13 protein-coding genes are annotated in these 15,611 nt (G+C 62.0%); 12 read left to right on the top strand and 1 reads right to left on the bottom strand.

Annotated features, from left to right (window positions below):
- Positions 1-42 precede the first annotated feature (42 nt).
- From benA to aztD, 8 genes are all read left to right on the top strand, one after another.
- Positions 43-1,440, top strand: a complete 1,398-nt coding sequence (benA, locus tag P3G66_RS00065; protein ID WP_042447174.1) for a benzoate 1,2-dioxygenase large subunit — start codon at positions 43-45, stop codon at positions 1,438-1,440.
- A gap of 11 nt (positions 1,441-1,451) precedes the next feature.
- Entirely contained in the window at positions 1,452-1,961 is a 510-nt protein-coding gene (benB, locus tag P3G66_RS00060) for a benzoate 1,2-dioxygenase small subunit (RefSeq protein ID WP_065351507.1), read from the top strand.
- A 31-nt stretch (positions 1,962-1,992) separates the two neighbouring features.
- Positions 1,993-3,546 (top strand): benzoate 1,2-dioxygenase electron transfer component BenC, encoded by a 1,554-nt coding sequence (gene benC / locus P3G66_RS00055; RefSeq protein WP_261255255.1) that lies wholly within the window; start codon positions 1,993-1,995, stop codon positions 3,544-3,546.
- Positions 3,543-4,325: a 1,6-dihydroxycyclohexa-2,4-diene-1-carboxylate dehydrogenase gene (locus P3G66_RS00050; protein WP_007729779.1), complete on the top strand. Its 783-nt coding sequence runs from the start codon at positions 3,543-3,545 to the stop codon at positions 4,323-4,325. The genes benC and P3G66_RS00050 overlap by 4 nt, the downstream gene beginning before the upstream one ends.
- 44 nt (positions 4,326-4,369) lie before the next feature.
- On the top strand, positions 4,370-5,755 hold the full coding sequence (locus P3G66_RS00045) for an aromatic acid/H+ symport family MFS transporter (RefSeq protein WP_276116033.1): 1,386 nt from the start codon (positions 4,370-4,372) through the stop codon (positions 5,753-5,755).
- Positions 5,752-8,454: a LuxR C-terminal-related transcriptional regulator gene (locus P3G66_RS00040; protein WP_276116032.1), complete on the top strand. Its 2,703-nt coding sequence runs from the start codon at positions 5,752-5,754 to the stop codon at positions 8,452-8,454. Before P3G66_RS00045 ends, P3G66_RS00040 begins: the two co-directional genes overlap by 4 nt.
- Positions 8,455-8,458: 4 nt before the next feature.
- Positions 8,459-9,703, top strand: a complete 1,245-nt coding sequence (locus P3G66_RS00035) for a benzoate/H(+) symporter BenE family transporter (RefSeq protein ID WP_050656066.1) — start codon at positions 8,459-8,461, stop codon at positions 9,701-9,703.
- A 62-nt stretch (positions 9,704-9,765) separates the two neighbouring features.
- Positions 9,766-11,013 (top strand): zinc metallochaperone AztD, encoded by a 1,248-nt coding sequence (aztD, locus tag P3G66_RS00030; protein ID WP_007729787.1) that lies wholly within the window; start codon positions 9,766-9,768, stop codon positions 11,011-11,013.
- 383 nt (positions 11,014-11,396) lie between these two features.
- On the opposite strand, the gene P3G66_RS00025 is transcribed toward aztD, so the two are convergent.
- Positions 11,397-11,864, bottom strand: coding sequence for a VOC family protein (locus P3G66_RS00025; RefSeq protein ID WP_030536456.1), 468 nt, complete (start codon positions 11,862-11,864; stop codon positions 11,397-11,399).
- 102 nt (positions 11,865-11,966) lie between these two features.
- Here P3G66_RS00025 and P3G66_RS00020 point away from each other — a divergent pair, with 102 nt between their 5' ends.
- The 4 genes from P3G66_RS00020 (at position 11,967) to P3G66_RS00005 (ending at position 15,490) form a co-directional block, all read left to right on the top strand.
- Complete coding sequence (locus P3G66_RS00020; RefSeq protein WP_065454907.1) at positions 11,967-12,941, top strand: WYL domain-containing protein; 975 nt, start codon at positions 11,967-11,969, stop codon at positions 12,939-12,941.
- 122 nt (positions 12,942-13,063) lie between these two features.
- The gene (locus tag P3G66_RS00015) at positions 13,064-14,269 is read left to right on the top strand and encodes an MFS transporter (protein ID WP_276116030.1); all 1,206 of its coding nucleotides are present in this window, start codon (positions 13,064-13,066) and stop codon (positions 14,267-14,269) included.
- Between the two features lie 102 nt (positions 14,270-14,371).
- Positions 14,372-15,040, top strand: coding sequence for an FCD domain-containing protein (locus P3G66_RS00010; RefSeq protein ID WP_003939850.1), 669 nt, complete (start codon positions 14,372-14,374; stop codon positions 15,038-15,040).
- A gap of 21 nt (positions 15,041-15,061) precedes the next feature.
- Complete coding sequence (locus P3G66_RS00005; protein WP_276116029.1) at positions 15,062-15,490, top strand: hypothetical protein; 429 nt, start codon at positions 15,062-15,064, stop codon at positions 15,488-15,490.
- The last annotated feature ends 121 nt before the right edge of the window (positions 15,491-15,611 follow it).

Here is a 15,611-nt window from a genome sequence, read left to right as displayed (position 1 = left end):
CGGCTTTCTCGGTAGGCGCCCACTCTTATCTGGAGGACACCCATGACGGATATGTTGGATGCTGCCCGCGGCACCGACCAGTTCGCGAACATCCGCGCCGCCCTCGACGACGCGCTCGTCGAGGACCCGGAGACCGGCCGCTACCAGGTGCGGCGCAGCGTCTTCACGGACGAGCAACTGTTCGAACTCGAGATGACGCACATCTTCGAAGGCAATTGGATCTACCTCGCGCACGAGAGCCAGATCCCGAACGTCGGCGACTACTTCACCACCTACATGGGCCGTCAGCCCATCGTGATCACCCGCAACAAGGACGGCGAATTGGGTGCGCTGATCAACGCATGCAGCCACCGCGGTGCGATGCTCTGTCGCCGTAAGACCGACAACCGAACCACCTTCACCTGCCCGTTCCACGGCTGGACCTTCAACAACAGCGGAAAACTCCTCAAGGCCAAGGACGCTCGCACCGGTGGCTATCCGGAGCAGTTCAACAAAGACGGCTCACACGACCTGACCAGGGTGGCGCGGTTCGAGAACTATCGCGGCTTCCTCTTCGGCAGCCTCAACCCCGACGTGCTGCCACTCGAAGAGCACCTCGGTGACACCACGAAGGTCATCGACATGATCGTCGATCAGTCACCTGACGGACTCGAAGTTCTGCGCGGTGCATCCACCTACACCTACGACGGCAACTGGAAGTTGCAGACCGAGAACGGTGCCGACGGCTACCACGTGTCTTCGACGCACTGGAACTACGCCGCTACCACCGCTCGCCGCACCGCCGGTGAATCGTCCAACGAGACCAAAGCCATGGACGCCGGCACCTGGGGGAAGCAGGGCGGTGGATACTTCTCCTACGACTACGGCCACCTCCTGCTCTGGATGTGGTGGGGCAATCCCGAGGACCGACCCCTGTTCGAACGCAAAGCAGAACTGGAGGCTCAGTTCGGTTCCAAGAAGGCCGAATTCATGGTCGGTGCGTCGAGAAACCTCTGCCTGTATCCGAACGTCTACCTCATGGATCAGTTCAGCAGCCAGATCCGGCACTTCCGTCCGATCTCCGTGGACCAGACCGAAGTCACCATCTACTGCATCGCGCCCAAGGGAGAGAGCGCCGAAGCGCGCAGCAACCGCATCCGTCAGTACGAGGACTTCTTCAATGCCAGCGGTATGGCCACCCCGGACGATCTCGAAGAGTTCCGTTCCTGCCAGAAGACCTACCAGGCAGCCGGCGCCCCGTGGAACGACCTCAGCCGTGGCGTCACACACCAGATTCCCGGTCCGAACGACGTCGCGAAGGATCTCGGCATGAATCGTGTGCTCTCGAGCGGAGCCAAGACCGAGGACGAAGGCTTGTATCCCATTCAGCACGGGTACTGGCGCGACGCCATGCTTGCGGCCGTAGATGCCGAGCAAGCCGCTTCCAACCGGACCATCTGAGGACCATCATCATGACTGTCACCACCACCAATGCCGTCGCCCTCGAAACAGTGCAGCAGTTTCTCTACCGTGAGGCTCGCTATCTGGACGATCGCGAGTTCGAGAAGTGGATCGAGTGCTACCACCCCGATTCCGAGTACTGGATGCCCGCATGGGCGGACGACGGCGAGCTGACCACGGACCCGGCCGCAGAGATCTCCCTGATCTACTACCCGAATCGCGGCGGTATCGAGGACCGCGTGTTCCGAATCAGGACTGACCGTTCCAGCGCGACAAGCCTTCCCGAGCCCCGCACCGGTCACAACATCACCAACGTGGAAGTGATCGAAGAACGCGGCTTCGTCGTCGACGTCCGCTTCAATTGGTTCACGCTGTACTTCCGCTACAACACAGTCGATACCTACTTCGGCACCTCGCACTACACGATCGACTTCGCGGGCGAGCAGCCGTTGATCATGAAGAAGAAGGTAGTCCTCAAGAACGACTACATCCATCACGTGGTCGACATCTACCACTTCTGACACGACTTCCCTTCGAATCGAGCTGTTTCCCATGAGCATTCAAGCTGCGCCGACCTTTCAAGTAGCCCTGAGTTTCGAAGACGGCATCACCCGCTTCGTCGAATGCAACACCGACGAGACCGTCGCGGACGCGTCGTACCGCGCACGAATCAACATTCCGCTCGACTGCCGCGACGGAGCATGTGGCACCTGCAAATCACTCTGTGAGTCAGGTACTTTCGACGCCGGCGACTACATCGAGGAGGCCCTGACGGACGACGAGGCCGAGCAGGGATACTGCCTTCCGTGCCAGATGGTGCCGGAATCTGATCTCGTGCTGCAGATTCCCACCACGTCGGCGGTCGCCAAGACCACTGCCGGTTCGTACACGTCCACCATCACCGAGATCATTCGCCATTCGGATTCCACGGTGGGTTTCACCGTCGCAGTCGACAACCGCGCAGATCTGGTCTTCCTCCCCGGTCAGTACGTGAACATCCTCGTTCCCGGAACCGAAGCGACGCGGTCGTACTCGTTCAGCTCCGGCCCTGAGGTCGCGTCGGCGTCGTTCCTGGTCAAGATCACCCCGGGTGGTCTGATGTCCGAGTATCTCAGTCAGCGTGCGCAGGTAGGCGACACTCTCGAATTGACCGGACCGATGGGTAGCTTCTTCCTCCGGTCAGGTCAACGGAGAGCCCTACTGCTTGCCGGTGGAACCGGCTTGGCCCCGCTGCTCTCCATACTGGAGAAGATGCGTACCGAAAGCTCCACTCGGCCCGTCCATCTGGTCTACGGCGTCAGCTCCGACACCGATCTCGTCGAACTCGACAAACTGCACGACTACGCGGAGTCTCTACCCCAGTTCACCTTCGACTACTGCGTATCCGATCCCGACAGCACAGCACCGAACAAGGGCTATGTCACGGGCTTGATCGAGCCCGATCACCTCGACGACGGCAACGTAGACGTCTACCTGTGCGGCCCGCCGCCGATGGTCGAAGCCGTACGTCTGCACTTCAAGGACGTATCGATCACACCCACGAACTTCTACTTCGAAAAGTTCAACAATGCGGCAGCACCGGCTGATTCACCGGCAGCCTCGGCCGAAGAATCAGCTACCGGCACGTACGAGATCGGTGAAGAACATCTGCCGGTCACGGAGTCGGACGCACAGTTCGACGCTCGGATGGCCCTCGAACTCGGAGCAATGGAACTCACGATCGGCCGCCTCACTCCGGCACAGTTGACGGAGTACCGCATTCTGGCGGAGAACTCGGCTGCTTCCATCGACCGCGATCACTTCACGGACGCAGCGGCATTCACCGAAACCAATGCCCTGTTCCACGACTTCCTCTTCCGCTGCACCGGAAACGAAGTGCTGCTGCAGGCATACCACCGTCTCGAGGTCACACAACTGATGAACCGAGTGCTCCGCACCGCCGATTGGGTGGACGAACATGTCGCGGAGGATCACTCACGTATCGTGAGTGCATTCGAGCAGAATGATCGCGCCGCGGCCCGTGATCTGATCGTCCAGCACAGCGAACACGCCAAGTCGACGATGCACCGCGCCATCACTGACGCTCGGGAAAGTGTGGCGTCGTGAGCACGAGATTCTTCGCCGGCCGGTTCGACGACCGGGTCGTGGTCGTCACCGGAGCGGCTCAGGGGATCGGGCGCAGCGTTGCCGAAAGAGTTTCCGCAGAAGGTGGTTCCGTCGCGCTTGTGGATCGAGCTGAACTGGTTCACGACATCGCGACACCGCTGGAGCGTTCCCATTCGGTGACCGCGGACCTCGAGACGTTCGAAGGTGCCCAGAATGCAATAGATTCCGCATTGGAGCGCTTCGGACGCATCGACGTCCTGATCAACAACGTCGGTGGGACCATCTGGGCCAAACCCTACGAGCACTACACGCCGCAGCAGATACAAGCCGAGGTCACACGATCACTGTTCCCCACGCTCTGGACGTGTCGCGCCGTACTGCCCCATCTGATCGAGCAGGCGAGCGGCACCATCGTCAACGTCTCCTCGGTCGCCACCCGCGGTGTCAACCGTGTTCCTTACGCGGCGGCCAAGGGCGGGGTCAGCGCGATCACCGCTGCACTGGCGATGGAAGTCGCGCAGTACGGAATACGCGTCGTGGCAACCGCTCCCGGCGGAACCGAGGCGCCACCACGCGTCGTGGCACGCGGACCGGGTGCCGAGACCGACGAGGAGAAGGCCTGGTACCAGCAGATCGTCGACCAGACCGTCGACTCGTCGCTACTCAAGCGTTACGGCACCCTGGACGAACAGGCTGCTGCTATCACTTTCCTTGCCTCCGAAGAGGCTTCGTATGTCACCGGAACGGTTCTTCCCGTTGCCGGTGGCGACCTCGGCTGAATCCAGCCTCCCCCGATTCCTGATCTCTCGAACGGAGATTCGCCATGTCCTCGATCGAACGTGGTTCCTGGGCCAGTGCCCGCCATCGCTCGTCAGTGTTGTGGGTGGTCACCATCGCCGCCATTGCCATTCTGTTCGATGGATACGACCTGGTCGTGTACGGCACGATCCTGCCCGTACTCATGGACGACTCCAGCCATATCGGCACCTTGACCGCATCTCAGGCCGGCGCGTTGGGTTCGTATGCACTCGTCGGAGTGATGGTCGGCGCACTGACGTGTGGAGCGATCGGCGATCACTTCGGTCGCCGAAAGGTGATGCTGGTCAACATCATCTGGTTCTCGGTCGGAATGGCACTGGCAGCGTTCGCCACCAGCATCACCACTTTCGGTCTGCTGCGGTTCTTCACCGGCATCGGTGTCGGTGGGCTTGTCGCCACCGCCGGAGCCATGATTGCCGAGTTCGCGCCGCCGGGACGCCGCAATCTGTTCAACGCCATCGTCTACAGCGGTGTCCCGGCCGGTGGCGTCATGGCTTCCGTCCTGGCGATCGTTCTCCGTGATTCCATCGGATGGCGCGGACTGTTCCTCATCGGCGCCCTGCCATTGGTGTTCCTGTTCCCACTCGCCTGGTTCAAACTGCCCGAGTCTCCCGCGTGGCTGATTGCTCGCGGACGCGTCGAGGAAGCTCGCGCCATTTCCTCGAAAACCGGAATTCCATTGCCTGTCGGTACAGATCGACCCAACGACGCCGTAGCCGAGAAGGTCGGCTTCCGAGCGTTGGCGAGCAGACAATATGTCTGGGGCACCGCGCTTCTCGGCCTGATGAGCTTCGCCGGCCTCCTCCTGACCTACGGACTGAACACCTGGCTGCCCAAGATCATGGAAAACGCGGGATACAACGCGAAGGGTTCGCTCTCGTTCCTGTTGGTACTCAACGGCGGTGCCATCATCGGTGGACTTCTCGCCTCCAAGATCGCGGACGTCACCGGTCCACAGCGGGTTGTCGCAACCACCTTCGGCCTGGCCGCACTCGCCCTGCTCCTGTTCACATTCGGGTTCCCGCTTCCCGTACTCCTCGCCTCCGTTGCCATCGCGGGTGTCGGAACCATCGGTACTCAGGTTCTGATCTACGGATTCGTGTCCAACTACTATTCGACGGCCGCTCGGGCCGCAGGTGTCGCGTGGTGCGCCGGATTCGGACGTCTGGGCGGGATATTCGGGCCACTGATCGGCGGAAGTTTGATCAGCGCCGGAATCAGTTCCGAATCGGCGTTCTACGTCTTCGCCGGCATCGCGGTGATTGGCGCCATCGTCACCTTCTTCGTGCCGAAGCAAGCACCCGACCTGGGTGCCACTGCACTTCGATCCGATGGAGACCGTGCCGAAAAGGAAACCCGTGGTGAGCCCGGCGTTACGGTAGTCGGGTGACACTTCGTGACCTGTTGCTCGGCCGAGAACGCGAGCTCGCCGTTCTCGGCCGAGCCTTGGCCGCGGCAGAGACAGGAGTGCCGACTCTCGTGCTGGTCGAGGGCGATGCCGGTAGCGGTAAATCCACTCTCGTCGACCGGTTCGCCGAAATCTCTTCCGCTCATACGCTCCGCCGCGCTCGTGGGCTGGAGTGGGAATCGAACACTGCCTTCGGAGTGATCGAACAACTACTCGAACGTCCGGTTTCCAACTCGGACCCGGTCGCCGTTGCACACGAGATCGTCGACGCAGCGGAGCAACTGACCCTGATCGTCGTCGACGATGCCCATCACAGCGATGTCAGCTCGCTTCAGGCAATCACCTCCGCCCTCCATCGAGGCCGAACGGCACCACTGCTGTTCGTCCTCGTCGCCGAGGAAACGCCGTTCCTGCGCGAGGATGTCAGGCAGATTCTCGACCTGCACTGGTCGACGCGATTGCACATCAGCCCGATCGACGCACCCGTCATCATCGACATCGCGCGCATGCGAAGCGGAATCGACCTCAGCTCCGGCGTCGCGCTTGCCCTTCAGGACTTCACCGCGGGCAACACACTCGACATCGTCTCGCTTCTCGACGAGCTGCCACCTACCTATTGGACCCAGTGGCACCGAACTTTGCCCGTCCCTCGCCATCGTGCAGTATCGATCGCCGCCGCCCTCGCTACGTGTTCGGCGGGAGCACGAACGTTGATCGAAGCCGCAGCAGTTGTCGGGCGCAGCACGACGTTGTCGCATCTTGCTCAGCTAGCCGAAATCGACGACGTGGTCGGCGCCTTGGACAGCGCCTTCGCCAGCGGCCTCCTTTCTGTCCACGAGCAGCACGGCAGCACCGAGGTGTCACTGAGCAGCACGATGGTCACGGCCGCAGTGCGCGGGGCGTTGGGACCCGCGCACTTGCATCTGCTGCACACACGCGCAGCCGAGATCGCTTGGGGAGAAGGTGAACGGCTTTTCCACCTTGCCGCTGCCAGCACCACCCATGACGAGGACCTCGCCGCCGAACTCGTTGCGTACGCATCACTACGAGCATCCGACGGCGCGTGGTCGGAAGTCGCCGACGCCATGGTCACGGCAAGCCGTCTCACCACGGCCCGAACCGAACACGAGGACCGACTGCTCCGCGGAGTCGACGCGCTTACCGGATCGGGTGACATCCCCCGCGCCGTGGTCTTCGTGCCGGAGATCGAGAGTATTTCGCGCGGGCCTCTCCGCGACGCCGTCCTCGGCTACCTCGCCATCCATAGAGGGCGACCGACCGAGGCCGCCGATCTTCTGACCAGAGCGTGGGACAGCTGCAGCGTGGATCGTGAGCCAGGCATCGCTGCGATGATCGCCCAACGAATGGTCCTGCATTCTCTGGCTCGGCTCGATGGCACGGCGCTCGTCGAGTGGGTTGACCGCGCAGTCGAATTGGTGGGCCCTTCTGATCCCGCAGCAGTGGAGTCCGAAGCGATCAAGGGTCTCGGGCTCGGCGCTACCGGAAGAACCGAGAATGCGCTCGCGGCATACGCCGAACTCTCCGATCGTGTCCGCCCCGGAGCCCAAGCACAGCGCTTCCAGATGGGACGCGGATGGCTCGAGCTTGCGTTGGACCACCCGGAGTCCGCTAGACGCGACCTCGAAAGCGCGGTGTCCACAGAGTTTTCCAGTGGTTCGGCAAGAATCTCACTGTGGGCACAGGCCTGGCTCGCCCGCACTCAATTCGCTCTCGGCGCCTGGGACGAAGCGCTCTCGACCGTCGAGGGCGCCGGTGCCGAGGTGGATCGGTTCGAGATCGAGATCATCCGGCCGTTGGTCCACTGGTCGGGAGCACAGATTCACGCTCTGCGCGGCAACTGGGAACTGGCCCGTGACCATGTGCGACGTGCGTACGCCGGCATTCACGCCTACGAAATCATGTATGTTCCTGCACTTCTCGCCAGGGCCCAGGTTGCCGAGGCCGCCGCCGACTACGCCGAAGTTCTGGTGGCGCTGGCTCCGCTCACCTCGAGCAAGGCGCAACAATGGCTCGACGAGCCGGGCTTCTGGCCGTGGGTCGATCTCTACGCCAATGCATTGGTCATGGTCGGGCGAGCTGATGATGCCGACGCCTTTCTGCAACCACACGAGCAGACCGCACGACGTCGGGAGCACCGCTCAGCTGCGGCACGTCTCGGCTACGTTCGCGGCCGGATCCACGGCGCACGGGGCGAACTCGACTTGGCAAGAGAAAGTTTCGATGCTGCACTACTCGGCATCGAGACGCTGCCGCTCCCCTACGACCGAGCCCGAATCAATTTTGCCTACGGCCAAACTCTCCGCCGGGCCGGGAAACGCGCGGAGGCCGACGTCGTCCTCCGCGCCGCCCGCGAGCTGTATCACTCGTTGGGCGCCGCTACTTACGTCGAGCGCTGCGAGCGCGAACTCCGCGCGGGCGGGTTGAACCTCTCGCGGACGGAGAAGGGAATCACCGACCTGACCCCGCAAGAACGAGCCGTCGCCGACCTTGTCGCAGCGGGCAAGTCCAACAAGGAAGCTGCCGGCGAATTGTTCCTCTCCGTCAAGACCATTCAATATCATCTCACGCGCGCGTACGCGAAACTCGGACTGCGATCACGGAGCGAACTCGCGGCTTTGTTCCGCGACCGAGGGCTTTCGGATCCGCATCAGGAGAACTGAGAACATGCCGGACACTACGACGACCGCGCCCGTTCGCGTCGTCACCGAGCCACTCCCCCAACCGCTCTACGGCCCGAAGCGGGTCTTGCGCGACTTCGGCGGAACGTCCATTGCCAACGGAATCATCGGCATCGTCTTCTCGGCCACCGGGCCGGTGGCGGTCATTCTCGCTGCGGGGTTGGCGGGTGGACTGAGTCAAGCCCAATTGGCCTCTTGGCTTTTCGGTGCCTTCTTCGTCAACGGCATTCTCACCATCACGGCTTCCTGGCTGTACCGGCAGCCGCTGGCCTTCTTCTGGACGATTCCCGGAACCGTTGTCGTCGGAGCGTCGTTGGAGCATCTGCCGTGGGAGCAAGTGCTCGGAGCGTTCTTCGCGACCGGCGCCCTGATCTTGATGTTGGGATTGACAGGGTGGGTCACACCGATCATGGCCGCATTACCCTTGCCCATCGTAATGGCAATGGTGGCAGGCGTTTTCCTTCATTTCGGAACGGATTTGGTCGAAGCGCCTGCCCACGACGCGGTGATTGCCCTGCCGATGATCGCCACCTTTGTCGCTCTGAGCGTGTTCGCCAAGCTGGGAAGATTCGTTCCGCCCGTTCTCGGCGCGTTGATTGTCGGCGTGGTCGTGATACTCGCGGCCGGAAGATTCAACTCCGCCGGCGACGCGCACGAGTGGCTGGCGCATCCGATGCTGACCACGCCAACCTGGTCTTGGCAGGCGATGATCGAACTGGTTGTACCGCTGGCGATCACAGTCGTCGTCGTGCAGAACGGCCAAGGAATCGCAGTCCTCCGCGCAGCGGGTCATCAACCGCCGATCGGGGCAGCAACGGTTGCCTGCGGTGTGTTCTCTCTCGTGAACGCGGCGGTGGGTTGTGTCTCGACGTGCCTTACCGGGCCGACGAACGCATTGCTCACGGCGTCGGGAGAGCGGACACGCCAATACACCGCCGGAATCTTCTGCGGCTTACTCGCCGTCGTCTTCGGACTGTTCGCCCCGACTTTCGTCGCGATGATGTTGGGAACTCCGACGGCATTCATCGTCACTCTGGGTGGTCTGGCCATGCTCAAGGCCTTACAGGGAGCCTTCGTGACCGCATTCGGCGGGAAATTCACCTTCGGCGCTTTGATCGCGTTCCTCGTGACGATCTCCGACATCGAACTACTCAATATCGGAGCCGCTTTCTGGGGACTCGTCTTCGGGGTCATCGCCTCGCGCATGCTCGAACGAGCCGACTACACCTGACATGCGAATATTCGCATACTCGACTTTGACAATCATTTACATTAAGCAGTAGATCTATACCCATGCACCTCAACACCCGCATGTCGCGGCGCCTCACCCTTGCCACATCAGTAGGCCTCTCACTCGCCCTCGTTACGGGTTGCTCGTCCGACAACAAGGACTCCGCCCAGTCCGAAACCACGACCACGACGTCGGCCGCACCAACCGAACAGGCCTCGGCAACACCACGTCTCGCCGTGTCGTACGACGGCGGCGTCCTGGTGCTGGATGCAACTTCCCTCGACGTGGTCGGCGAGACCGAGATCGACGGCTTCACCCGACTCAACCCGGCCGGCGACGGTCGCCACGTCATGATCTCTGCCGGCGAAGCATTCAAGGTGCTCGACACCGGCACGTGGTCTTCGGCTCACGGTGATCATTCTCATTACTACACAGCCGATCCCGCGATGTCCGAGGTCGAGTTCGCAGCCAACGAGCCCGGACACGTCGTACGCCATGCCGGAAAAACCGTTCTCTTCAACGACGGCTCGGGACTCGTCGAGATCTTCGATCCGGCGCAGTTGGCAAAACGCCAACCCCGCGTCGAGACGTACACCACGCCAGAACCCCATCACGGCGTTGCGGTCGCACTTGCCGACGGCAGCCTGTTGACGACCATCGGAAATTCGGAGTCCCGCAACGGCATTGCCATCCTCGATGCCGACCGCAAGGAAATCCTGCGCAACGAACAGTGCCCCGGTGTCCACGGCGAAGCAGTCGCTGCCGGCGAAGCCATCGTGCTGGGCTGCCAGGACGGGTTGCTCGTGTACAAGAACGGAGCGATCACCAAGGTCCAGAGTCCGGATGCATACGGCCGCATCGGAAATCAGGCAGGCTCAGAGGAGTCGGACATCGTGCTGGGTGATTACAAGACCGACAAGGACGCCGAACTCGAACGTCCGCAACGGGTCTCGCTGACCAACACGACGACGTCCGAACTCAAGCTCGTCGACCTCGGCACCAGCTACACCTTCCGCTCACTCGGCCGCGGACCACACGGAGAGGCACTGGTGCTCGGCACCGACGGCGCCATCCACGTCATCGACCCGAACACCGGCGTCGTCACCAAGAAGATCGCCGTCATAGACGCATGGACCGAGCCCACCAAATGGCAAGAGCCCAGGCCCGCGCTCTTCGTAGAAGATCACACCGCTTACGTCACCGACCCAGCGTCGAAGAAGTTGATCGCAGTCGACCTCGAGGACGGCAGCATCCTGACCGAGACCACTCTCGATCACGCCCCCAACGAATTGACCGGTGTCACCGGCTGATTCAGATCCTCACCTCAGGCCCCCATCTCACACCGAGATGAGGGCCTGAGCCGTTCCCGTGCTTCGCCTACTGACCAGGGAATCTCATACCCAGGCAATCCCCGAGGTGCTACGACGCGCACCTCAGAGAATCGAAGCCGTTGTCGCCAGCTCTGCTGGAGCCGAGCGATGAGCAGGACCACGATTGACCGCGGCACAAGTCAGCATGGAATAACTCCGTGTGGAGGTTCGTTGGAGATGGTGTCGGTGTTCGGTTCTTTGCCCCGGGTACCACCCCAGAATTGCCACTTCGAGTAGCCACTTGCCGAGAGGCGCAAGACGGGCACCGACGCGCTGGAGCCGCTGGACACCTTTTGGTGCCAGCGGCTTTGTCGTCTGAATGATCAGGCCGGGTTTTCGCCGGCAGCGACGTCGAGGATCCACGTCACCCCGAACGCATCGGTGAGCATGCCGAAACCGGGGCTCCACGCCGCGGCGGCAAGACCCTCGATGATCGATGCACCAGCAGAGAGTTCGGCCCAGTAGTTCTGCACCTCTTCGAGGGTTTCACCGCGAACCGAGACGAAGAACGGTTGGTCGGTGATCGTGGTGCCGTTCTCGCGGTGTGTCGAGCCTGCGTTGCCGGCCGAGCCGCCCGACTGTCCAGGGATGTCGTATGCCATCACACAGAAGCCGTCCTCTGTCTCCACCTGGCCGAACACGACGTTCTCAGCGCCGGGCACCTCCTTGGGCATCCCGAAGTCGCCGTAGGTTGCGATCGTGACCTGGCCACCGAAGACGGACTGGTAGAACTCCAGAGCCGCGCGGGCGTCTCCGCGGAAGTTGAGGTGGGTCGTTGTCTTGATGCTCATGTCTGCTCCTGGTACGAACGTCGCTCGGGTTTTCCCTGACAACGTCGACTCTCACAGCCGTATAGGACTGTTTTCGTCCTAGACTCGTCGTAGTCTCACCGCATGGCGACCACCACTCGACTCTTGAATCTGCTGTCCCTCTTGCAGACGAGACGCGACTGGCCGGGCGCTCTACTCGCCGAGCGGCTCGACATCAGCCATCGCACGGTCCGCCGCGATATCGACCGGCTCAGGGAGATGGGTTACCGCATTGCGGCGACCATGGGCCCGGACGGCGGATACCGACTCGACGCCGGCAGCGAGCTGCCACCCCTGCTGTTCGACGACGATCAGGTCATCGCACTGGCAGTTGCGCTGCAGGCGGCGACGCTGACCGGCGTCGGTATCGAAGAGGATGCGGTTCGAGCGTTGACCACTGTGCGGCAAGTGATGCCGTCGCGTCTGCGCCATCGCCTCGACGCGCTCAGTTTCACCACGATTTCGGCCGGTTCCGGCGACGCAGACTCCGTGTCCCCTGAGGTGCTCGTAGCGATTTCCGCTGCAGTCCGCGGTCGCGAGGTGTTCCGCTTCGATTACTCGAACGACCACTCAACCGACAACAGCGAAATAACACCCCCGCGCCGAGTGGAGCCGCATCATCTGGTGACCTCCAAGCGTCGCTGGTACCTCGTCGCGTGGGATCTCGCGCGAGACGACTGGCGAATCTTCCGCGCCGATCGCATCACCCCACGCACCCCGAACGGTCCCCGGTTCACGCCGAAGGAAATCCCCGGCGGCGACGTCAGCGAATACGTGTCCGCGCGCTTCAAAGGATCGGAACATATCAACAATTGGCCGTGCCACGGCAAGGTCGTTCTCCATCGACCAGCCAGTTATGTTCTTCCCTTTGTCGGGGACGGCATCGTCGAAGATCTTGGCCCCGAGCAGTGCAGTCTCGAAGCCGGATCATGGTCTTGGACGGCGCTGGCAGCCTCCTTCAACCGATTCGACACCGACATCGATGTCGTCGGCCCGCCAGAACTTACCCACGCTTTCGCGCAACTCGCCGCCCGCAACGCCGCGACTGCTGAGAGTTAGTCAGTCGTCTCGAATGAGATCCAGGTCTCCAACGCAACCGAGCGCCCGCGGGTTCGTGATAGCTTTCAAGTCCTCAGAGGACCTGAGGACTTGAAGACCTGAACGAAGGGATGCCCAAGGAGATGAAGAAGGGGCAAGTTGCATTTCTCACCGGCACACACGTCGTGAACGATCTGTACCAGGGGGCTGTGCCTGCGCTGTTGCCGTTCATGATGCTCGAACGCGGATATTCCTATTCCGCGGTCGCCGGAATCACGCTCGCCGCGACCGGACTATCCAGTGTCGTGCAACCTGCATTCGGCATGCTGGTCGATCGAAAGAGCCGAAACTGGCTGGTACCCACAGGTTTTGTGACGGCCGCAGCAGGCATTGTCGTGGCAGCGATGAGCACCACCTACATCGTCACTTGGCTGGCAATTGCCGTGGCCGGCATCGGCATCGCCGCATACCATCCTCCCGCCACAAATTTGGCACGCGCGACTGGAGGTCATTCACAGAAAGCCATGAGCGTGTTCTCCGTGGGCGGTACGTTGGGCGCCTCGCTGGCGCCACCGTTTGTCACGCTCGTGGTTGGCTCACTCGGTTTGTCCGGCGGCTATCTACTCGCAGTTCCTGCAGTGGTGGCGGCTATTTGGTGGATGGTCGCCCAGTCGCGATCGGCCAACACGGGTGCGGCCGAGTCAGCCCAGTCGTTGAGTGCGCAACTGGCAGCGAACGGTCCCGTGTCAGACGATTGGCGCTCGTTCACACGACTCGTGCTGGTAACGGTCTGTTGGTCAATTCCGTACGTGACCACTCTGTCGTTGGTCTCACCGTTCGTGCTCAACGCACTGAACGGATCGTCCTCGAGCGCTGCAATCGTGTTGTCCTCCTTCACATTGGCAGGAGCGGCCGGAACGCTACTGGGAGGAGTCCTCGCGGACCGTCGTGGTCGACGCGCATCCATCCGACTCGGCTACCTGCTTGCGGTACCTTCACTGGCGCTGCTCGCTGCCGCTCCGAACGTTGCAGTTGCCGAATTGGGAATCGTCTGTCTCGGATTTGCTATGTTCCTGCCCTTCGCGCCACAGGTGACATTGGCGCAGGACTACCTACCGAATCGCCCCGGCACAGCAAGTGGGGTGACGCTCGGACTCGCGATGTCCGTGGGAGGCATCGCATCTCCGCTGTTCGGCTACCTGGCAGATCACTTCGGACCGCGCATGGCGATCGGGGCGACAACTGCAGTGCTGTTCGTCGGCGCCGTCATCGCATTCACCTTGCGCGATCGACGCCTCGACCCGGAAGACGAGACGGAGCGCGAACTGGACGTCATCGCCCTTCGATAAACCGAAAGACGGCCCCGTAGTCTGAAGATTCATCGGAGGACATGAAGTATTACTCGGTGAGCCGCTCCATTGCGGTTCACCGAGTCAGTCAGGAGCAGTCACATGGCAGTGCGCCAGATCAAGCAGCAGTCGCTGGTACAGAAAGCCGCGGACGAACTTGCGCGCCTCATCGGCGACGGCGAGTGGCCGGTCGGGACCAAAATCCCGAACGAACAGGATCTGAGCACACTCCTCGGAGTCGGGCGTTCGACCGGCAGAGAGGCCGTTCGCGCACTGATTGCGTCAGGCCAGCTCTACTCGCATCAAGGGTCCGGCACCTACGTCATGTCCTCGACACCGGTCACAGAACTCGAGCGAGAACTCAAACGCTCGGACCGCCGCGAAGTCTACGAAGTACGCAGACTTCTGGAAGTGGAAGCGGGCCGCCTGGCTGCCATGCGCCGGACTTCCGCCGACGTCGATCTGTTACAGGCAGCACTCGAAGCCCGTGAAAATGCTTCGACACCAACAGAATTTGTCGACGCTGACATGGAACTACATCGCGCCGTGGTGAATGCTGCGCACAACAGCGTGTTGTCGATGGTGTTCGATTCATTCATCGAAACGCTCCGCAACTCGGCCCTCGACGTGATCACCGACGTCGCGGCGCGAGACCCCGAATCGATCGACGACGAAGCCGCTGCCCACCGAGATCTAGTGGAAGCCATCGTCGCGGGTGATGCCGACGCTGCCAGCGCGGCAACGCGCAGGAACATGGACGGGCTCGACTGACCCTCTCTATCGTTGTCAGGCATGACGTCCACATCGCTCCCTCCACGGGGTCTCCGGATCGGCCTGTCCGCCATCGCGTGGCTAAACCTGCTCTCTGCGCTCGCAGGAATGGCGGGCCTGACGATCGGCGGCGGGATGGGCCTGCCTCCTGAGTGGATCGAGGGAACCGTCTTCCCTTCATATTTCTGGCCCGGAATCCTCCTCGGCGTTGTCGTCGGAGGCATCCAGGCCGCCGCGCTCTTCGCTCAGCACAACAGGTTCCGTCTGACGTGGGGCCTGCACGCGGCCGCCGGCCTGACCATGATGATCTGGATCTTCGTCGAGATCGCCATCGTTCTCGCCTGGTCGCCGCTGCAGGGCATCTTCTTCACCACCGGACTAGTCCAGACGATCCTCGCCGTTCTCGCACTCGGCGCCTGGCCTCACCCCTTCCTCCAACGAGTCGAGTAATGACGGAACCTGTTCTCGAACAACAGAATCACGACGGCCGGGCCCACCTCACCTTCTCGAAAAAGCCCTTGACTCGAAAGTATGTTCGAGTATGATGGGAGGTGGAACGGGGGGTTCTCAT

Source organism: Rhodococcus sp. C3V (assembly GCF_029269915.1).
Lineage (GTDB): Bacteria > Actinomycetota > Actinomycetes > Mycobacteriales > Mycobacteriaceae > Rhodococcus_F > Rhodococcus_F qingshengii.
This window is presented reverse-complemented; position numbering and strand designations above follow the sequence as displayed.